This window comes from Pararhizobium sp. DWP1-1-3 (genome assembly GCF_049896125.1).
Lineage (GTDB): Bacteria > Pseudomonadota > Alphaproteobacteria > Rhizobiales > Rhizobiaceae > Pararhizobium.
The window spans coordinates 20,210-38,939 of record NZ_JAFCTR010000009.1; the positions used below are offsets into that span (position 1 = coordinate 20,210).

The 18,730-nt window shown below is 61.4% G+C and carries 17 protein-coding genes; 7 read left to right on the forward strand and 10 right to left on the reverse strand.

The features are described from left to right. Nucleotides 1-11: 11 nt before the first annotated feature. From ACP7BS_RS18265 to ACP7BS_RS18275, 3 genes are read right to left on the reverse strand one after another with little or no spacing between them, the layout of a single operon-like run. Nucleotides 12-755, reverse strand: coding sequence for an SDR family oxidoreductase (locus ACP7BS_RS18265; RefSeq protein ID WP_426239239.1), 744 nt, complete (start codon nucleotides 753-755; stop codon nucleotides 12-14). Next, nucleotides 752-1,534: a FadR/GntR family transcriptional regulator gene (locus ACP7BS_RS18270; protein WP_426239240.1), complete on the reverse strand. Its 783-nt coding sequence runs from the start codon at nucleotides 1,532-1,534 to the stop codon at nucleotides 752-754. The genes ACP7BS_RS18265 and ACP7BS_RS18270 overlap by 4 nt, the downstream gene beginning before the upstream one ends. Then, nucleotides 1,531-2,988 (reverse strand): FAD-binding oxidoreductase, encoded by a 1,458-nt coding sequence (locus tag ACP7BS_RS18275; RefSeq protein ID WP_426239241.1) that lies wholly within the window; start codon nucleotides 2,986-2,988, stop codon nucleotides 1,531-1,533. Before ACP7BS_RS18275 ends, ACP7BS_RS18270 begins: the two co-directional genes overlap by 4 nt. A gap of 161 nt (nucleotides 2,989-3,149) precedes the next feature. Here ACP7BS_RS18275 and gloA point away from each other — a divergent pair, with 161 nt between their 5' ends. Then, nucleotides 3,150-3,563, forward strand: coding sequence for a lactoylglutathione lyase (gloA, locus tag ACP7BS_RS18280; RefSeq protein ID WP_426239242.1), 414 nt, complete (start codon nucleotides 3,150-3,152; stop codon nucleotides 3,561-3,563). Between the two features lie 80 nt (nucleotides 3,564-3,643). Here the strand turns inward: gloA and ACP7BS_RS18285 are convergent, their stop codons facing one another. From ACP7BS_RS18285 to ACP7BS_RS18300, 4 genes are all read right to left on the reverse strand, one after another. Then, nucleotides 3,644-4,603: an ABC transporter permease gene (locus ACP7BS_RS18285; protein WP_426239243.1), complete on the reverse strand. Its 960-nt coding sequence runs from the start codon at nucleotides 4,601-4,603 to the stop codon at nucleotides 3,644-3,646. Between the two features lie 10 nt (nucleotides 4,604-4,613). Beyond that, a complete protein-coding gene (locus tag ACP7BS_RS18290; protein ID WP_426239244.1) occupies nucleotides 4,614-6,116 on the reverse strand; it encodes a sugar ABC transporter ATP-binding protein in 1,503 nt (500 codons plus the stop codon). A gap of 6 nt (nucleotides 6,117-6,122) precedes the next feature. After that, nucleotides 6,123-7,163, reverse strand: a complete 1,041-nt coding sequence (locus tag ACP7BS_RS18295; RefSeq protein ID WP_426239245.1) for an ABC transporter permease — start codon at nucleotides 7,161-7,163, stop codon at nucleotides 6,123-6,125. 102 nt (nucleotides 7,164-7,265) lie between these two features. Further along, nucleotides 7,266-8,348 (reverse strand): sugar ABC transporter substrate-binding protein, encoded by a 1,083-nt coding sequence (locus tag ACP7BS_RS18300; protein WP_426239246.1) that lies wholly within the window; start codon nucleotides 8,346-8,348, stop codon nucleotides 7,266-7,268. A 225-nt stretch (nucleotides 8,349-8,573) separates the two neighbouring features. On the opposite strand from ACP7BS_RS18300, the gene ACP7BS_RS18305 reads away from it, so the two are divergent. The 5 genes from ACP7BS_RS18305 (at nucleotide 8,574) to ACP7BS_RS18325 (ending at nucleotide 14,533) form a co-directional block, all read left to right on the forward strand. Beyond that, entirely contained in the window at nucleotides 8,574-10,163 is a 1,590-nt protein-coding gene (locus tag ACP7BS_RS18305; protein WP_426239247.1) for a GMC family oxidoreductase, read from the forward strand. 19 nt (nucleotides 10,164-10,182) lie between these two features. After that, a complete protein-coding gene (locus ACP7BS_RS18310) occupies nucleotides 10,183-11,469 on the forward strand; it encodes a glycerate kinase type-2 family protein (protein WP_426239248.1) in 1,287 nt (428 codons plus the stop codon). A gap of 344 nt (nucleotides 11,470-11,813) precedes the next feature. After that, on the forward strand, nucleotides 11,814-12,536 hold the full coding sequence (locus ACP7BS_RS18315; protein WP_426239416.1) for an ROK family protein: 723 nt from the start codon (nucleotides 11,814-11,816) through the stop codon (nucleotides 12,534-12,536). Nucleotides 12,537-12,552: 16 nt separating this feature from the next. After that, the gene (locus ACP7BS_RS18320) at nucleotides 12,553-13,611 is read left to right on the forward strand and encodes an SIS domain-containing protein (protein WP_426239249.1); all 1,059 of its coding nucleotides are present in this window, start codon (nucleotides 12,553-12,555) and stop codon (nucleotides 13,609-13,611) included. 157 nt (nucleotides 13,612-13,768) lie between these two features. Further along, entirely contained in the window at nucleotides 13,769-14,533 is a 765-nt protein-coding gene (locus ACP7BS_RS18325) for a DeoR/GlpR family DNA-binding transcription regulator (RefSeq protein ID WP_426239250.1), read from the forward strand. Nucleotides 14,534-14,594: 61 nt separating this feature from the next. On the opposite strand, the gene ACP7BS_RS18330 is transcribed toward ACP7BS_RS18325, so the two are convergent. Together ACP7BS_RS18330 and ACP7BS_RS18335 are read right to left on the reverse strand one after the other, a co-directional pair. Further along, nucleotides 14,595-14,948 (reverse strand): hypothetical protein, encoded by a 354-nt coding sequence (locus ACP7BS_RS18330; RefSeq protein ID WP_426239251.1) that lies wholly within the window; start codon nucleotides 14,946-14,948, stop codon nucleotides 14,595-14,597. An 83-nt stretch (nucleotides 14,949-15,031) separates the two neighbouring features. After that, nucleotides 15,032-16,264, reverse strand: coding sequence for an MFS transporter (locus ACP7BS_RS18335; protein WP_426239252.1), 1,233 nt, complete (start codon nucleotides 16,262-16,264; stop codon nucleotides 15,032-15,034). 369 nt (nucleotides 16,265-16,633) lie between these two features. Here ACP7BS_RS18335 and ACP7BS_RS18340 point away from each other — a divergent pair, with 369 nt between their 5' ends. After that, nucleotides 16,634-17,635, forward strand: coding sequence for a glycoside hydrolase family 3 N-terminal domain-containing protein (locus ACP7BS_RS18340; RefSeq protein ID WP_426239253.1), 1,002 nt, complete (start codon nucleotides 16,634-16,636; stop codon nucleotides 17,633-17,635). An 82-nt stretch (nucleotides 17,636-17,717) separates the two neighbouring features. Here ACP7BS_RS18340 and ACP7BS_RS18345 read toward each other — a convergent pair whose 3' ends face one another. Beyond that, a complete protein-coding gene (locus ACP7BS_RS18345; protein ID WP_426239254.1) occupies nucleotides 17,718-18,722 on the reverse strand; it encodes a glycoside hydrolase family 3 N-terminal domain-containing protein in 1,005 nt (334 codons plus the stop codon). Nucleotides 18,723-18,730: the final 8 nt, after the last annotated feature.

The window sequence follows — 18,730 nt, forward strand, 5'->3', positions numbered from 1 at the left end:
GAAAATGATGATCAGGCGTTCGACCAGCCGCCGTCGACGACGATGGCATTGCCGGTCATGAAGGCCGATTCGTTGCTGGCAAGGAACACGACAAGTTCGGCGACTTCTTCCGCAGTGCCCAGCCGACCCATCGGCTGCCGGCCGATAAAGGCGGCACGGGCGGCATCGTAATCGCCGGTGGCCCGCATGCGGTCCTGCAGCGACGGGCTTTCGACCGTGCCGGGGCAGATCGCATTGGCGCGGATACCCTTGCCGACATAATCGACCGCGACCGACTTGGTCATGCCGATGACGGCAGCCTTGGTCGTGCCGTAGATGAAACGATTGGGAGCGGCGATCACCGTCGAGGCGACAGAGGCCATGTTGACGATGGAGGCGCCGCCGTTGTCGAGCATGCCGGGGAGGAAAGCCCGGATCATCCGGTACATGGCGCGCACGTTGAGGTTCACGGAGAAATCGAAGGCATCCTCGTCGCACTCCAGGATCGAGCCGTTGTGGACGTAGCCTGCGCAATTGAAGAGGATATCGGGCGCCTTAATCTCACCGGCGAAATCCGTGATCGCCTTGGCGTTCAGCACGTCGAGCGCCCGCGTTGTGACGCCGGGCAGTCCCTCGAGAGACTGCAATTTCGATGCGTCGATATCGGTGGCGATCGTCGTCGCGCCTTCGCGTGAAAAGGCCAATACAGCCGCACGGCCCATGCCTTGGCCAGCAGCAGTGATGACCGCTGTCTTTCCTTCAAGTCTGCCTGTCATTTCTGGGTATCCTTGGACGTTTCCTGAATGGCCGCGCTCAGGGAGCCCGGTTCGATATCTGCGGGATCGGCTGCCAGCGACAGTCCGACACGCTGCGCGGCACCCGCCAGATGCAGATGCATGGCCCGCTGCGCAGCGTCCGGATCACCCGCCTCAATGGCATCGAGAATCTGCTGGTGTTCGCCGAGCGTGATGCTGGCGAGATCGTCGGAGCGCCGCTGGTTGCCGGAGGCGAGAATACTGTCGCGCACCCGCTCGGAGGCAAACATCAAAAACGGCACCATGTAGACGTTCTGCGTTGCCGCCGCGACCGTCTTGTGGAACTCCAGATCGGTCTTCAGCCAGGTCACGCTGCCGTAGGGCGCTGCCGCCATGGTCGCCAAAGCGTCGCGCATGGCGGCAAGATCGGCTTCCGTGCGGCGCTGGGCCGCCAGGGCGGCGACCTGGACTTCCAGGATGCCGCGGATTTCGAAAAGATTCTGGAAGGCGTCGGCCTGCTGCAGCGAATCGTGATCGATGGTGAGGACGGTGGAATTCGGCACGTCGGCGACGAAGGCGCCGCGGCCCTGCTGCGACCAGATGCGCCCTTCCGAGCGCAGCCGCGCGATCGCTTCGCGCACCACGTTGCGGCTGACGCCGAAGGTCTGCGCCAGGGCCTGCTCGGTCGGCAGCTGATCGCCCGGGCTCAGCCGCCCTTGCGCGATTTCGCGCGAGATCGAGCTGGCGACGAGCGTGGAGAGGTGCGGGCCGCGATTGACCTTGTCGAGTTTCAGCGTCATCGCTCACCTGCTTCCGGAATGTGCGCACGCGGCAGAAAAATTCTTCCCCGGCTCATGATTCCCTTTGGGTCTAGCGCATCCTTGATGCGGCCTGCAAGATCAAGCGAAACATCGTCGATGCGCTTCAGGAAAGCCTCCTGCTTGACCTTGCCGATGCCGTGCTCGGCGCTGAGCGAGCCGCCGTAACGATCCACGACATCGAAAATCACCTCTTCGGTTTCGTGGAAGAGCGTTTCGATCGTGTCCGCATCCACCATGCTGACGGGCGGTACGACGTTCAGATGAATGTTGCCGTCGCCGACGTGCCCATAGGTCACGGCCAGCGCATGCGGGTGGCTTTTTCCGAGTGCGGCCAACGTGTCTTCGACGAAACCGGCCAGCATCGAGATCGGCACGGAGACGTCGGTGCGCAGATAGCGACCGCCGCGCCCCTGGTACTCGACCATGAGCTCCCGCAGAAGCCAGAGCTGGTCGCCCTGCGCCCGGCTTGCGGCAACCACGCCGTCGATGATGAGATCGTCGGCACTGATAAGAAAATCCTGAAGGATGGCGCGCAGATCGACGCGACCGCCGGCAGAGGCCTCGATCAGCACATAGACGGGGCAGACTTCGGACAGCGGGTCGCGCAGGCCGGGGCTCGCGCCGAGCGCGATATCTATACCGCCGCGCAGTATCAGCTCGAAAGCTGTCATCAGATCGCTGCATTCGCGTCGCGCTCGGGCATAGAGCGCCATCGCGTTCTCGACCGAGCGAAGGCCGACCAGCGCCGTCTCCACCTGCGTCGGCTTCGGAAACAGCTTCAGCGACACGGCGGTGACGACGCCGAGCGTTCCTTCGCTGCCGATGAAGAGTTGCTTCAGGTCGTAGCCGCGATTGTCCTTGCGCAGAAGCTTCAGGCCGTTCCAGATCCGCCCATCCGCCAGAACCACTTCGAGCCCAAGGACGAGATCGCGGGTCATGCCATAGCGCAGCACATTGAAGCCGCCGGCATTGGTGGCGACATTGCCGCCGACGCGGCAGCTGCCCTGTGCGCCGAAGGTGATCGGCAGGATGCAATCCTCGGCTTCCGCATGGCGCTTGGCCTCTTCCAGAATGCAGCCGGCCTCGACCACCATGGCAAAATCGATGGCGCTGATGGAGCGCAGCTTGTTCAGCCGTTCCAGCGATATCACCACCTCGCCGCCGCCGGGGGCCGCTACGGCAGCCCCGACCAGACCCGTCAGCCCGCCCTGCGGCACGACCGGAATTGCGTTGGCACTGCAACAGCGCATCAAAAGCGAGACCTCGTCGACAGAGCGGGGACGCGCGACGGCAAGCGGCATGCCGAAATGATCGCCGGACCAGTCACGCGTATAGCGCTCGATATCATCCTTGGCAGTCAGTAGAATCTCGTTGGGAAGGGCCGCGTTGAGTGTCGCCAGCAGCTGTTCGCGCGGTATGGTAACGGCGTCCATCAAGCGGCCTCCACGTCAGATCGAAAACAGCTGGACAATGACGCCAGTTGCATGGTTATCATACAACACTGATATTGAACATCAAGAGCGCCGCGCCTTTGCGCCCCGCTCTTATGTCGAAAATCAGAATGAAAACCATATCTTATTGGAGGAAGAAAACGATGAGCGCTGCAAGCGGCTTTCGCAACATGCACACGATGATCCGGGTTTTGGACCTGGACATCTCGATCAAATTCTACACCGAGCTTCTCGGCATGACGCTTCTGCGCCGCGACGACTATCCGGGCGGAAAATTCACCAATGCATTCGTCGGCTACGGTCCGGAGGAGACCGATACGGTCATCGAACTGACCTACAACTGGGGTCGCGAGGAGCGCTACGAGCTCGGCACCGGCTTTGGCCACCTGGCGCTCGGCGTTCAGGATATCTACGCCGTCTGCGCCGAGCTTGAGAAACAGGGTGCCAGAATTCCACGCCCGCCGGGCCCTATGCTGCACGGCACGACGCACATCGCCTTCATCGAGGATCCGGATGGCTACAAGATAGAACTGATTGGCCTCGACGCGATGTCCTGAGCGGACGTTTTCGGAACCGCGCCCGATGGCGCGGTTCCTTTCCCGACCGCGGGCCGCTTTCCTGGGAGGAAATTGCGTTCTCATTTGATGACCGGGATTTTCGAGCGATCGATGGTGATGGCCACCGCGATGATCAGCACGGCCCCGAAAACCACGTTTTCCGCAAAGATATTGACGCCGATGAAGGTCATGCCGATGCGCACGATCGAGATGATCAGCGCGCCCACTGCCGTGCGCGCCACGCCGCCCAGACCGCCGGTAATGGCCGTGCCGCCGACGATAACCGCCGCAATTGCTGGCAGCAACAGTTGGTTGGCAAGGCTGGGCGAGCCGCTGGAAAGCCTTGCCGCCAGAATGACGCCGGCAATTGCCGCCAATGTGCCGGAAATGGCGAAAGCGATGATCTTGGTACGATCGACATTGACGCCCGCGGCAAGTGCAGCCGGCTCACCGGCGCCGACCGCGAGGCTGTAGCGGCCGAAGCGCGTGTAGCGAAGCACCATGAAGCTGATGATGCCGACGATGGCCGCGAGAATGGCGACCACGGGTATGCCGGCGACGGTTCCGTTGATCCAGGTGGTGCTGAGGCGCCCACCCTCCTCGATGGTGATCGCCCGCCCCTGTGCAAACCACAACGCCATGCCAGCAACTACGCCGCCGGTCGCAAGGGTCGCGACGAAGGACGGCACGCGCAGGCGCACGTGGACGATACCGCTGAGAATGCCGAAGATGAGCCCGGACCCGATTGCCACCGGAAACGCAAGTGCGCCGATCGACGGCAGCAGCTGCGCGAGAATGACGCTTGCCAGCGACGCCACAGCCTGGATCGACAGGTCAATGCCGCCGATCAAGATGACGAATGTGACGCCGGTTGCGAGGATGAAGAGCACAGCGGTGTTACCGAGCAGAAGCCCCAGCGTCTCACCCGTCAGAAAACCCGGCGAGCCGATCTCGACGATGGCGATCAGCAGCACCAGAAGGACCGGAGGAATGGCACCCTGGACCCAGCCAGCGGCAAAAAAATCGGAGAGTTTCTTCATGGCCGTTTCCTCACACCATTTCCCGCACAAGATCGACCTGATCCGGCTTATTGCCAGCTGCAGCATCGAAACGCGCCGTGACTTCGCCGTCCCGCATCACCAAAACCCTGTGGGAAAGCCCGATGGTTTCCTCCAGCGTGTCGGACAGGAGCAGGATGGCGATGCCTTGCGCGGACAGATCGCGAACGAGCTCGTAAACCTCTTCCTTGGCGCCGACATCCAGCCCGCGCGTCGGGTGATCGAGGATGAGCACGCGGGAGCCTGCCGTCATCCAGCGGGCCAGCACCACCTTCTGCTGGTTGCCGCCCGAGAGTTTGCGGCAGGCAATGTCCGGACCCGGCGCCTTGATACGCAGCTTGCGGATCCAGTCGATGGCAAGCCTCCGCTCTGCCCCATAATCGATCTTGCCGTTCTTCATGACGCTGGACAGATCGGCAAGCGTGATGTTTTCGGCGATCGACAGGAACATCACCAGCCCCTCGATCCGGCGTTCCCGTGGCACATAGCCGATGCTCTTGCGCACCGCCTGTTCCGGCGAGGTGAACCGCACGGACTCGCCATGGATTTTCAGCGACCCTTCTGTCTGCGGCAGGAAGCCGCCAAGGGTGCGGGTGATTTCCTCGCGGCCGGAGCCGACGACGCCGGCAATGCCGACGATCTCGCCCGCATGGATCTTGAAGTCGACGCCATGGAAGGCGCCTTTGACACCAAGGCCATTGGCTTCGAGGATGACCTCCGGACCCGGCGCCATCTGGCGTGGTTCCTTGTAATACTCCGTCTGCAGACCGCGGCCGACCATGATCTCGTGCAGTTCCGGCCCGGTCACCTGGCTGGCCTGGTGCTCGGCAACGACTTCCCCGTCCTTCATCGTATAGACCCGGTCGGAAATGCGCAGCACTTCGTCGAGGCGATGCGAGACGAAGACGAAACTGGCCCGCTTCTTAAGGGAGCGGATGCGTTCGAACAGCACGTCGATGTCGGAAGATGTGAGGACCGATGTCGGCTCGTCGAGCAAGATGACCAGCGGCCGCGACACGCTTTCTTCCAGCGTCAGCGCCTTGGCGAGCTCGACCATCTGGCGGGCCGCGAAGGTGAGTTCGGAGGTGCGCGTCGTCACATCGATATCGACGCCGATCTTGGCCAACTGGCGCCGTGCTGCGTCCCGCATCGCCTTCCAGTTGACGATGCCAAGCCGAGTGAACTGATGTTCCTGGCCGAGATAGATATTTTCGGCGACCGACATGTTGAGAAGCAGAGATTGCTCCTGGAACACCATGCCGATGCCATGAATAGCGGCATCGCGCGTGCTGCGCAGCCGCAACCGCTCGCCATCCAGCGTCATTGTGCCGGAGTCCGGCTGCAGCGTACCGGCCAGCGTGCGCATCAGTGTCGACTTGCCGGCGCCATTTTCGCCGATCAGGCCGATGACTTCATTCGGCCGGATTTCCAGCGAGACGTTCTTCAGCGCCTTGACGCCCATGAAGGATTTCGAGATTCCGTTGACTGATAACATGGCCGTTCACTTCACGATCTTGAGGCGGAGACGATCGAGCGACAGCGCGACGGCGGCGATGATCATCAGGCCCTGCACGGTCTGCTGCACGTAAGGGGAGATGCCCAGAAGCACCATGCCGTTGGCAAGCACGGTGACGATCAGTACCCCAACCAGCGTGTTGAGCACGCCGCCCTCGCCGCCGGTCAGCGCCGTGCCGCCGACGACGACAGCCGTGACGGCCGCAAACAGGCGCCCGTCGGCGATCACGGCATTCGACTGGCCAAGCTGTGCAGCGGCCAGAACCCCGGCGATGCCGAAGAAGAAACCAGCGACGCCGAAAGCGGTAATGCGGACACGCTTGAGATTGACGCCGGACAGTTCAGCCACGTCCTCGCCGCCGCCGATCGCCAGGATATGGCGGCCGAGGCGCGTGTGATATTGAATGACGATCGCCAGAAGGAAGGCTGCGGCCGCGACCCAGACCGCCAATGGCAGGCCGAGGAAACGCTCAAGAGCCAGCGAGCGGATGGAATTATCCATCAGCCGGATGGCCGAGCCGCCAAGCATGAAAACCGAAAGTCCAAGGCCGATGAACCAGACGCCGAGCGTTGCCATGAACGAGGGAATGCGCAGAACCGTCTGGATGATGCCGTTGAGCAGGCCCATGGCCGTGCTGGCGGCGATGGCCGCGATAACGGCGAGCCAACCATAGTCATTGCCGTTGGCGTCGTTGGTTGCGAGCAGCACCAGCACCATGGCGGCGACGGACAGCGCGCCTTCCACCGACAGGTCGATGCTGCCCATCAGGATGATGAAGGTCATGCCCATCGCCAGCGTCAGGGGCACCGCAGCCGAGTTGGCGATGCGGATGAGATTGCGCAGCTCGATGAAATTCGGGTTTGCAATGGTGATCAGGACACATAGAACGACAAGCACGATCAGCGGCGCGAACGTGCGCAGGCGGCGCGCGCCCTCACCCCGAAAAAACCGCGCAAAAACAGCACCCATGGCTGATGTCCGCTCCAGGTTGGTGACGGGCTTCATGGTTTCAGAATTGATCGTCAAAAGATATACTCCGCATCCGCGCTGAAACAGCCGGCAGCGAAAAGTTTTCGCTGCCGGCGATAAACCGCGGCAAAGCCGCGCCGGGCATCTGCTTAAGAGATGCTACGTTCTGATCTGGCCGACGACGCGGCCCCAAAGATCGCTCCAGTCGAGGGTCGGCTGGGACTCGATGTTGGTCTTGTAGTATTCCTCGACATTGTCCTTGGTGATGGAAACCACCTTGCCGTAGAATTCGCGGTGCTCCGGCGGCTCCGAAGTCGGGTCGAACTTCTTCGTCAGGGCATTGTAGCCGAGCGCGAGGCCGATACCGCCCTGCCAGAACGGGTCCGAGGTGATCGTGGCGGCAAATTCGCCGCTGCGAACCGCATCCACGGCCGTCTTGATACCATCGATACCGACGACCGGTACCTTGCCGGCGAGACCTTCTGCGCGAAGCGCTTCAAGCGCGCCTGTGCCCATGTCATCGTTGGCGGCCCAGATGCCCTTGATGTCGTCGCCGAAGCGCGTCAAGAGGTTGCCGGTCAGGTCGAAGGCTTCGGTGGACTTCCAATTGGCCACCTGGAAATCGAGTAGCTTGATATTGCTGTTGGCAGCCAGGGCTTCATCGAGACCCTTCTTGCGCTCGATGGCTGCCGTGTTGGAAATCTGGCCGCCGAGAGCGATGATGCCGCCGGAGCCACCGATCGTCTTGAACAGGATCTCGGCGATTGCCTTGCCGCTGGAAATGCCGTCGAACTCGATATGCGAGACGTAATTGGGATTGAAATCCTTCGGGTGCAGATCTGCCGGCTTGTTCCACTGGGTGACGACATAGGCGCCAGCCGCCTTACAGGCCTCGACGATCGGGCGCGCATCCGGTGTATCGTTCGGGTCGGAATTGAGAACCATGTTGCCGCCCGTCTTGGCCAGCATCGCCTTGATGTCGGCAATGCCCTTTTCGCTGTTGCCTTCGGAAACGAGCGTGACATGCTCCAGGCCCGCGAATTTGGCGAAAGCTTCGGCGCCGGACTTCCAGACGGCATGGTAGGGATTGGATAGCGAGCGGATCGACGTCACCAGCGTCGGGGCGCCCTGCGCGAACAGCCGCTTCGGCATCGCCGAAACGGCAAGACCGGTCGCTGCACCGATCATCAGGGTGCGGCGATTGATCTCGCCGAAACTCATCAAAGTCTTTCCGTCTTTCATTCTCAATCCTCCCGTTGGAACTTTCAAACTGCGGTTCAGCAGCGTTGTGCGGATGCTGGAACAGGTAAGAAAGATCGTCGCATCCTCCACAATTTGTACGACAACCCTTCAACACGATAACCATACCCTTTCTCTTGACGCCGCACAAGGGACTTGAGATGGTGCGCGTCGAAGAGATGCAGAGCCGATGAAAAACCGGCAGAAAACCTCAAGCGGAGAAATGAAATGCCCGACTATATCATCATCGGCGGCGGTTCTGCGGGATGCGTCCTCGCGGCAAGGTTGACCGAAGATCCTACCATCACCGTCACCCTGCTCGAGGCAGGACCGCGCGACACGAATTTCTATATCCACCTGCCGGTGGGCTTCTTCAAGATGACGGCAGGACCACTGATCTGGGGTTATGAGACCGCGCCCGGCCGCGAGATCGGCGGACGCCGGATGGTCTATCCGCAGGCCCGCGTGCTCGGCGGCGGCAGTTCCATCAATGCGCAGGTCTTCACCCGCGGCTGCCCGGAGGACTACGATACCTGGGCGAATGAGGAAGGATGCGACGGCTGGTCCTACGCGGATGTGCTGCCCTATTTCCGGCGCTCGGAAGGCAACGATTCGCTTGGCGGACCGCATCACGGCACCGAGGGCCCGCTTGGTGTCACCTCGACGACGCCGCATCCGCTCACCCGCGTTTTCGTGCGCGCGGCGCAGGAAGCAGGCATGCCCTACAATGGCGATTTCAACGGCGGCAACCAGCAGGGCACCGGCTTTTACCAGGCAACGACGAAGAACGGCAAACGCAGCAGCACCGCCACCGGCTACCTGAAGCCGGCCCTTGCCCGCAAGAACCTGGCGCTGCGCACCGATGTAATGGTCAACCGGATCGTCATCGAGAACGGCAAGGCGATCGGTGTCGAGATCGTCGAGAACGGAAGACCCGTCACCCTGCGGGCAGACCGTGAAGTCATCGTCACCTCGGGCGCCATCGGCTCGCCGAAGCTGCTGATGCTGTCGGGCATTGGCCCGGCCGAGCATCTGCGTTCAGTCGGCATCGACGCGCTGCATGATTTCAGCGGAGTCGGCCAGAACCTCCAGGATCATATGGATGTCGACGTTCTCGCCGAACTGTCCGGGTCGCACGGTATCGACCGCTACAAGAAGTTGCATTGGCAAGCGATGGCGGGACTTGAATACATGCTGTTCGGCAAGGGGCCGGTCGCATCCAATATCGTCGAGGGTGGAGCCTTCTGGTGGGGCGACAGGGCGGAAAAGACGCCCGATATCCAGTTTCATTTTCTTCCCGGCGCAGGGGTCGAGGAAGGGATCGGCTCGGTGCCCGGCGGCAACGGCTGCACGCTGAACTCCTATCCCGTGCGCCCGCGCTCGCGCGGCAGCGTGACGCTGCGCACCGCAAACGCCACGGACGCCCCGATCATCGACCCGAACCCCTATGCCGAACCCTACGACCTTGAGCGTGCCGCTGACGGCATCCTCATCAGCCGCGACATCTTGGCCCAAAAGGCCTTCAAACAATACATCAAGCGCGAGCATCTTCCCGGCACGCAGGTCACCAACCGCCAACAGGCCATGGCCTTTGCCCGCGAGCACGGCCGCTCGGCCTATCATCCCGTCGGCACCTGTCGCATGGGCTCGGCCGACAATGCCGACGCGGTGGTCGATCCTCAGTTGCGCGTGCGTGGCATCCAAGGCTTGCGCGTCTGTGACAGTTCCATCATGCCGCGCCTGATCTCCTCCAATACCAATGCGGCAACAGTCATGATCGCGGAAAAAGCGGCCGATCTCATCCGTGCCGGGCACTGAAGCAAGAAACGGAACCCCCATGCAATCCTTCGACCCACGCAGCTTCCTGCGCGCGACCTTCGATGCCGCCGTCAGGGCCGCCGACCCAATCCATGGCATTCGGCAGCACCTGCCCGAAAAGCCAAAGGGACGCACGATCGTTGTGGGTGCCGGCAAGGCATCGGCGCAAATGGCGGCGGCGTTTGAGGCGCTCTGGGACGGGCCGATGGAAGGTGTGGTGGTGACCCGTTACGGTTTTTCAGCGCCCTGCAAGCAGATCGAAATCATCGAGGCGTCCCACCCCGTTCCGGACCAGGCTGGCCTCGCCGCATCCGGCCGCCTGCTCCAAGCGGTGGAAGGGTTGACGGCGGATGATCTCGTCGTCGCACTCATTTCCGGTGGTGGCTCTTCACTTCTGCCGTCTCCCGCGCCAGGCCTGACACTTGCCGACGAGATCGCCGTTAACGAGGCCTTGCTGGCATCCGGCGCGCCGATCTCGGCAATGAACACCATCCGCAAGCACATCTCCACCATCAAGGGTGGACGCCTTGCGGCTGCTGCCCATCCGGCCAGGGTCGTCTCCTTCGTCGTCTCCGATATTCCCGGCGACAATCCCGCGCTGGTCGCCTCCGGCCCAACGGTACCCGATGCCGGAAACCGGCAGGAGGCGCTCGCCCTGACCGCCGCCTATCGCGTGAGCCTTCCCGAAGCCGTCATGGCGCATCTCAACTCGCCGGCGGCAGACGCACTGGAGCCAAGCGATTCTCGATTTTCAGGCAATCAGGTTCATGTTGTCGCCTCCGCTGCAGTTTCGCTCGAAGCTGCCGCTGAAGAGGCCCGCAAGCAAGGCATCGAAGCCGTCATCCTTTCGGACTCGATCGAGGGTGAATCGCGTGACGTGGCGAGCATGCATGCGGCCTTGGCCCGCGAGATCGCAACCCGCGACAGGCCCTTCGCCAAGCCCATCCTGTTGCTATCCGGCGGCGAAACGACCGTGACGATACGCGCCAAAGGCAAGGGCGGGCGCAACAGCGAGTTCCTGCTCGCCTTCGCGCTCGGTATCAACGGCGTTTCCGGCATCCATGCCGTCGCCGCCGATACCGATGGCATCGACGGTTCGGAGGAGAATGCCGGTGCCTTTGCCGACGGCCAGACCGTCGAGCGCATGCGCAAGGCCGGTGTCGATGCCAAATCGATGCTGATGCAGAACAACGCCTGGACGGCGTTTGACGCGATCGGTGACTTGCTTGTCACTGGCCCGACCGGAACAAACGTCAACGATTTTCGTGCCATTTTGATTCAAGAGTGCAGTTCGGACCGTGGATAGTGTCTTTCGTATCGTCGTATGAACTGCGGCATTGAGCAAAAATATGGAGAAACATAAAAGCAGGATTGGGGAAGCAGTAGCTACTCGTCAGGTCTTGTCTGGCAACCTACAATTAGCATATCGGAGAACCGAGCATAGCGGTGGCAAAGCCACGGTTCGGGAATTCGCGCATGCAACTTCGGTCCCCGGGACAGCCGCAGGAGATTTAGCAACGCGCCGCCGGCACGGCGGAAATCGGGACCGACTGTCCCCGAAGTTGCATTCCACATCCCGAACTAACGCATCCGGATGCCAAATTACGGGGTATCGGCATTGGCTTTCCCGGCCGCATCCATCCAGGCAACCTGTCCGGCGACCTCGGTAACATACCATCCCTGGATGACTTTCCCCTGGCTGAGCGCATCGGCGGGCTGTTTCGGCTTCCCGCCCGGATGGAAAACGATGGAACGGCGGCTGGTCTTGCCGAAGCCATGTTCGGCAACGACAAGGATGCTCGACGCCTTCTGCTGATCGCGGCCGGAACCGGTATCGGTGTCGCGCTCACCGTCGACAGCAAGCCTTTCATCACGTCGGGCGGAGGCCTGGGCAATGCCGGGCAGCTCATTATGCACGGCAGCGACGGTCGCCCATGTCGCCAGGGATGCGTCGGCTGCCTGGAATCGCTGGCTTCGGGAGACGCCTTGAACGGCATAGCACAGCGCTACTGCGATGAGGTTCCGCAAAGTCCGATTGCCACGAGGGCACGCAGCCTCGGTCGGAAAGTCGATGCCTCGGATGTCATCGTCGTGGCACTCGAAGGGGATTTGGCTGCAAAAGCGATGCTTGCCGATGTCGGGCGCTGGCTCGGACGTGGTGCCGCCACCTGGGCACAGATTTTCGCCCCGGATGTCATCCTGCTGGGAGGCGGACTGAGTGCCGCCGGCGATCTCCTGCTTGAACCGCTAGAGCGCGAAGCCCGGCTGTGCGGCCTCGACATGTATCTCCGGGATGTCCGTTTTTCGCTCGCCTCGCTCGGCAACGACGCCGGAGTGATCGGAGCGGCCGCACAGATTTTTCTCAACACCTGAACACAATGGAGTTTCCGTGTCCCAGTCCTATCTCGATGAAATCGGCGAACAGCCAGCCGCCATCCGCAAACTCGGTCAGCTGATCACCCCCGGCCTGATCGACACGATCAAGTCAATCCGCAGGATGATCGACAAGGGTGAGCTGCGGCACCTCATCCTCACTGGCATGGGGGGCTCGCTGTTTAGTGCCTACGGCACTTGGCTTCGCTTAAGCCAGGCTTTGCCGGTGCCTGTATCGCTTTGGGATGCCTCCGAGCTGATCCAGCAAGCGCCAGCCCTGTTGCGCGAGGGAACTATCGTCGTCGCCATCTCGCAATCGGGCGAAAGTGTCGAACTCTGCCGCATGACGGACCTCGACAACGGCGTGAGCGTCAAGGTGGCAATCACCAATACCATCGATAACACGCTGGCACGCTGGTCAACGCTGAAGCTCGCAACCCAAGTCGGCCCCGAGCAGACCGTTTCGACCAAGACCTTCACGGCAGGTCTCGTTGCCCTCTATATCTTCGAACGGCTCTTGACCGGCGAAGATGCCGCTCTTGCTCAGGAAATTGCAACGCTTGCCGATGCCACCGAGCAGCTTCTGTCCACGCTACCGGAAAAGATGACGGAAACGCTGGCTTTCCTCGGACATGAGTACCCACTGACCTTCATCGGCCGCGGCGGAAGCTATGGCAGCGCAATGATGGCCGCGCTGGTGACTGCGGAAGCCGCCAAGGCGCCGACGCAGGCGCTTTCCGGTGGCCAGTTCCGCCACGGTCCGCTGGAGCTGGTGCGTGATGGCTTCCGCAGTATGATGTTTATCGGCGGCACGGACACAACGCTTGACCTCAATATTAAAACCATAACCGACATAGATCGCTTGGGCGGCCGCTGCTTTGTCGTCGCACCCGGAAGTGCGGCATCTGCGTTTTCAGCCGACGATCGTGTGGTGCTTCTGCCCGACGTAGCCGAAGGCCTGCTGCCGGTACTCGAAATCCTCCCCATCCAGCTCCTGATGGTTCCGATGGCTATCGCCCGCGGGTTCGAGCCTGCCAAATTCCTCAACGGCTCAAAGATCACCGTGATCGAGTAATACTGAAGCTGGCCGGCTCAGTTCCTGAGCCGGCCTAAATTGGTATGGTCGGAGGCTGCCATCGACGGGAAGATCCGAACCAGATGCTCAGCGTCTCATCAGGAACCAATGTCGTATACCGTTGACCTTTCTTCATTTAGCGCAATAGTGCACGTTTATGTACATTCAGGTTCCATTATTGCGACGAGAAGAGATTGCAGTGCGTCTGGCTCGAGGTCAGGCCGTCGAAGCCTCAGCACTCGCACAGGAATTTAAGATATCTGAAGACGCGATCCGTCGAGACTTGAGAACATTGGCAGCAGAAGGCAAGTGTCGGCGTGTTTATGGCGGAGCTCTTCCGCCTTTGAAGGACGAGCGACCGCTGCCTGCCAAGATAGTGCAGGCTGTGACCCAAACTCGCGAACTCGCCGCCGCAGCAGCAGCAACGGTTTTGCCGGGTGAATTGCTTTTCCTGGATGCTGGAAATTCGAACTTGGCCATCGTTGATTTCCTGCGCGGGAACAGTTCCCTGACTGTCGCAACAAACTCAATCGATATCGCGTCGATGGTTTTAAACAGAGGCGACATCCCGTTAATACTTATTGGGGGACGGGTAAATGCTGTTACTGGAGCCTGTTTTGATGTGGCAGCGTTCGAAACCGTTGAGAAGATGAACATCGATCGATGCTTCATCAACGCTGACGCGGTTTCATCGCAAGATGGTCTCAGCGTGTACGACCACTCTGACGCTGCCTTTAAGCGCGCTGTTTTGCGCCGAAGCGGGGTTCGTATCGCGCTCGCATCGCTGGAAGCTCTCGATCGCCGGGCCCCGTACCGGATTGCTAAGGGTGATGAGATCGATTGCCTGATCGTCGAGAAAAGGGTGTCGGCGTTCGTCGCAGATGCTCTGACCACCGCGGGTTTCATCTTGATCAAGACGTAAACACTCAAGGGCCCTTTGTTTCGATCAAGCTAAGGTCCGAGCGCCGACTTACTTTTTCACGCTACCGTTTGCGTTCAACGGGAATCGAAACCGAGCGCAGGCCGCTTGTGCGGGCGATCTGGTAGACTTGGCGGATGGAGATCAGTTTGCGGGTCAGTGGGTTCTTTGGCGTGGTGACGCGTAGGAGCGGGCCGTGTCTTTCCCTGATGAGCAGTAGCCAGATCGGGTTCAGAAACGAGGAGTCCTGGTCCAGCACGAAGACCGGCTCGGCGCCATCGCGGATCTTCTTGCGATATTGCGACATGCTGCAGGCCGGCAGGCTTTCCAGCCAGTCGCGGGCGGCGCGACGGCTGATTTTCTGGGATGGCTCGTCCCGATCAAGCGACTCACCGGCATAAGGCGCTCCTGCTGCCATCCATGGATCCGTAGTGGTTATCGCCTTCATTGAAATCACCAATTAAACGTGACGAATTATCGAGAGCACGACCAGGGTTTCGATCAGGCGATGCTTTTCGCCGCCTGGGTCTGGGCATGGTGCTGTTTCAGGCGGCGGTTCAGATAGAGCGTGCCGGTCGAGATGACGGCGAATGCCAGCATAATCAGGCCGAAGCTGACAGTCAGGCTTGAGCTTTGCGCCACGAAACCGAGCAGTGCCGGGCCGAGCAGCAAACCGCTATATCCCATGGTCGTGACGATCGCCATCGCCCGCCCCGCCGCATGCGCGCCGATATGGCCGGCTGAGGCGAAGACGGCGGGTATCATGTTGGCGACACCCAATCCGCAGAACGCCAGGACGACCAGCGTAACCGTCGCACTGTTTGCCAGGAGCATCGACAGGATCGACAGGGCACAGACGATGCCGCCATATTTCAGGAGGTTCGCATGGCCGAGCCGCTTGGTCGCAAAATCGCCGCACAAGCGGCCGATCGCCATGGCGGCGGCGAACGTGGCAAAGGCATAGGCTCCCTGGCTTTCGGATGCTCCGAGGATGTCAACCATGTAAATTGCCGTCCAGTCCAGCATTCCACCCTCCGCGAGGAAGGCGAGAAAGCCAATTGCGCCGAACATGAAAATGAGCCGCCTCTGCGAGCGGCTGAAAGATCCGTTTTGACCGGTCGTGGGCGCGGAGTTTGTGGTCGATGCCTGAGTGGCCGCCTCATCCACGATCAACAGCGTCGAGAATGCGGTCAGGAGGACGACGATACCGGCGCCTCCGAGGCACTCCAACAACGTGCCGCCATACGCCACCGCCTTGCCGACGAAAAACGCTCCGACGATGTTGCCGATGCTGAACATCGCGTGGAAGGACGACATCAGGTGGTGTCCGGTTGCACGCTCGATCGCGGATGCTTCGGTGTTCATCGACACGTCCAGCGTCCCGAAAGCGGCGCCTGCCAGGAAGACTAAGGCGCCCAGGAGCCAGACGTTCCCGATAAAGGGAATGATCGCGACGGCGATGCCGAAGATGACGCTGGCGACCAGACTGACGCGATGAAGGTTTTTCGACCGGTCGAGATATCGCCCGGCATTGACCATCAGGACGATAGCCCCGAGCGCGAAGCACAGGAGTAGCGTTCCCAGTTCGCCCTTGTCGAGGTCCAGCTTGGCCGACAGCAACGGCAGGCTGGATGCCCAGGCGCCGATGCCAACGCCAGCGGCCAGGAAGAAAAGGCTGGATCGCAGTCGCTTTGAGCTGCGAATGCCACCGAGGCCAAGGCGATTGTCTGTCATGTTCGGCAAAGCCCTTTGTATCGAAATGCGCGGATGCCAGGCTGCACGTGATTGCCGGGCGGCATGTGAGCAGCGCCGAGGCCACCGCCATCCACGATGAATAGTCCGCGGGGTTTTGAACGCAAGGTCGCACCTTGCGGAATATTGAAGCAGACTGACGCACCTGCCTGAAGAATCGATGTGGATTTGGCGCGGTTCCCGGCCAAGCGGGAGCTACCCGTCCGGTTCAACGGACGGTTTTGGCGGCCAGCCCATCGGGCGTGGGTAATCCCCAGCATGGTTTTCAAGAATCAATCTCACCGTTGCGTCTTCGTGCATATTAATGCATAAAAACGCATAATTAGTCAAACCATCCACGAAAGATTTGCCATGACCTCCGTTCGACGCCTTGCCTACAGCACGCTTTTCCCGGTCACGACGGAGTTGGAGCTGTCTGCCGAACTGGTCGCATTCCTCGAAAACGGCGGACGGGCGATCCTTTTCGGCGAAGATGGAACCGAGTACGCAACCGGCATCATCCGCCCCGACCGAATCCGCCGCGAAACGGCCGATGCCTGGCGCGCGGTAACCGACCGTGCCCGCCAGATCGCTGGCCCCGCCGTGCTCGCCCTCGACGCGGATATCTCCGCCGTTCACCGTCTACACAGGCTGACAGCCGCCCTGCCGACATTGAGCGAAAGCCAAGCCATGGCCGAGGATGCGTTCACAGACCGGATCGAGGCAATGGCGCGGGATGCACGGCAACTCGGGATAAACCTCCTGCTCTCTCCGACCGCCGACGTCGTTGCGAAAGACAATCCGTGGCTCGCTGGCCGCACGCTGGGTGACGACATCGCCGATGTCTCGCGGCTGGTCGCGGCCTATGTCCGCGGCTTGAAGCGGGCGGGAATCGGCAGCACGCTGAAGCATTTTCCCGGCAACCCTGTCATCACTGGGCTGCCGGCGTCGCAGGATGCCCGTGTCCCCCTGAAGATGCAGGAGTTGCAGCCGTATCTCGCGCCGTTCACGGCGGGGATCGATGCCGGCGCCGATGCTGTCTTCATGAGCCCCGCCATTTTCGATGCGGTCACGCCGCCGCAATCCGGCTCGATTTCACCCGATCTGATCCGCCTGCTGCGTCAGGAACTGGAATTCTCTGGCCTGGTCATTACCTGCGACCTCGATCACCGCTCGACACTCGGCAGCCGGTCCCTTGTCGACATCGCCGTTGAGGCGTTGGTCGCGGGTGCTGACCTCCTGCTGGTCTCGCCGGCAGCAGTCCCGCATCTTGATAGGCTGGCACGGGCCATCGAACGAGCGGTTGAGGACGGGCGCCTGCCTCTGGCGCGATTGCAGGCTGCTTCGGCCGCCATCGATCGTGTTTCAAGCTAAATATTACTGCAGATGCAATGACTGAAAAGGCCCGCCGGATCGCTCCAGTGGGCCTTTTAGACTTTAAGGCACCCGTCTTGCGTCAGTGCCCGGCGGCGTTTTTCCGCACGCGCGCAGCTGCATCCGACAGGCGTTCGGCGGACAGCGTGCCGGCCTGTGCGGCCGCTACGAGACCGTCGCTGAGGGCGTCGAGATGCGGCCCGCCGGCGACAAGCAGGAGATCAGCGCCAGCTTTGAGCGAGGCAATCGCAGTTTCCAGCAGCGAATGGCCGCGCAACGTTGCGGGCGAATCGAGGTCGTCGCTGACGATCAAGCCCTTGAAGGCGAACTGTTCTCTTAGGAGATTAATGACGGCGGCCGATGTACTGGCGGCGTTCTTCGCGTCGAACGCAAAGACGGGAGCTGGCCCGGTCATGACCGCCTTGGTGCCGGCCGCAATCGCCGCGGTAAACGGCAGTGCATTCGCTAGGATGTGATCGCGGGCCGTCTGAAGGGACACATCGACCAGCGCCGGGTCGGCATCGAGATTATTGAAGCCCGGAAAGTGCTTCGTTACCGCCGTGATCCCCGCCCTTTGGACGCCTTTGACATAGGCGGAGACCAGCCGCGCCACGGTTTCCGCATCCGGCCCCATCGTCCGACCCTGCAGCCAAGAATTCCGGCCATCGATCACGTCGGCGATCGGCGCCAGGAACATCGAGACGCCCAGCTTGCGGGCGGCGTCAGCCGTGGCGAAGCAGCGGTCGGCAAGCGCGTCATCCGAAAGCCCTGCTGCATCGGCCAGTTCCGGTAGATCGGGAGCAAGTCCCTGCAGTCTCTGGATGCCACCCATTTCTTGGTCTACCGCGACAATCAGGTCCGGGCATCTTGCTTTCAACTTTTCGATGACCGCCTGAAAGACAGCGGGCGTTTCAGCGGCCAGCCGCTCCTGCGACATGGCCCGCGCGACATACTCAGCCCGCGTTTCCCCGATCAGGACGGAGCAGCCGCCCTTTTCCAGGAATGGTTCCATCACATCGGCGAAATCGAGGCCGTCGAATGCGGGCAAGAGAATAGCCCTGGCGTCCTGGTCCAGCGAATAGGTCATCATCATCT

Coding starts and splice junctions, on each gene's coding strand:
- ACP7BS_RS18265 (WP_426239239.1), bottom strand. CDS start 755: ATGACAGGCAGACTTGAAGGAAAGACAGCGGTCATCACTGCTGCTGGC.
- ACP7BS_RS18270 (WP_426239240.1), bottom strand. CDS start 1,534: ATGACGCTGAAACTCGACAAGGTCAATCGCGGCCCGCACCTCTCCACG.
- ACP7BS_RS18275 (WP_426239241.1), bottom strand. CDS start 2,988: ATGGACGCCGTTACCATACCGCGCGAACAGCTGCTGGCGACACTCAAC.
- gloA (WP_426239242.1), top strand. CDS start 3,150: ATGAGCGCTGCAAGCGGCTTTCGCAACATGCACACGATGATCCGGGTT.
- ACP7BS_RS18285 (WP_426239243.1), bottom strand. CDS start 4,603: ATGAAGAAACTCTCCGATTTTTTTGCCGCTGGCTGGGTCCAGGGTGCC.
- ACP7BS_RS18290 (WP_426239244.1), bottom strand. CDS start 6,116: ATGTTATCAGTCAACGGAATCTCGAAATCCTTCATGGGCGTCAAGGCG.
- ACP7BS_RS18300 (WP_426239246.1), bottom strand. CDS start 8,348: ATGAAAGACGGAAAGACTTTGATGAGTTTCGGCGAGATCAATCGCCGC.
- ACP7BS_RS18305 (WP_426239247.1), top strand. CDS start 8,574: ATGCCCGACTATATCATCATCGGCGGCGGTTCTGCGGGATGCGTCCTC.
- ACP7BS_RS18310 (WP_426239248.1), top strand. CDS start 10,183: ATGCAATCCTTCGACCCACGCAGCTTCCTGCGCGCGACCTTCGATGCC.
- ACP7BS_RS18325 (WP_426239250.1), top strand. CDS start 13,769: ATGTACATTCAGGTTCCATTATTGCGACGAGAAGAGATTGCAGTGCGT.
- ACP7BS_RS18330 (WP_426239251.1), bottom strand. CDS start 14,948: ATGGCAGCAGGAGCGCCTTATGCCGGTGAGTCGCTTGATCGGGACGAG.
- ACP7BS_RS18335 (WP_426239252.1), bottom strand. CDS start 16,264: ATGACAGACAATCGCCTTGGCCTCGGTGGCATTCGCAGCTCAAAGCGA.
- ACP7BS_RS18340 (WP_426239253.1), top strand. CDS start 16,634: ATGACCTCCGTTCGACGCCTTGCCTACAGCACGCTTTTCCCGGTCACG.
- ACP7BS_RS18345 (WP_426239254.1), bottom strand. CDS start 18,722: ATGACCTATTCGCTGGACCAGGACGCCAGGGCTATTCTCTTGCCCGCA.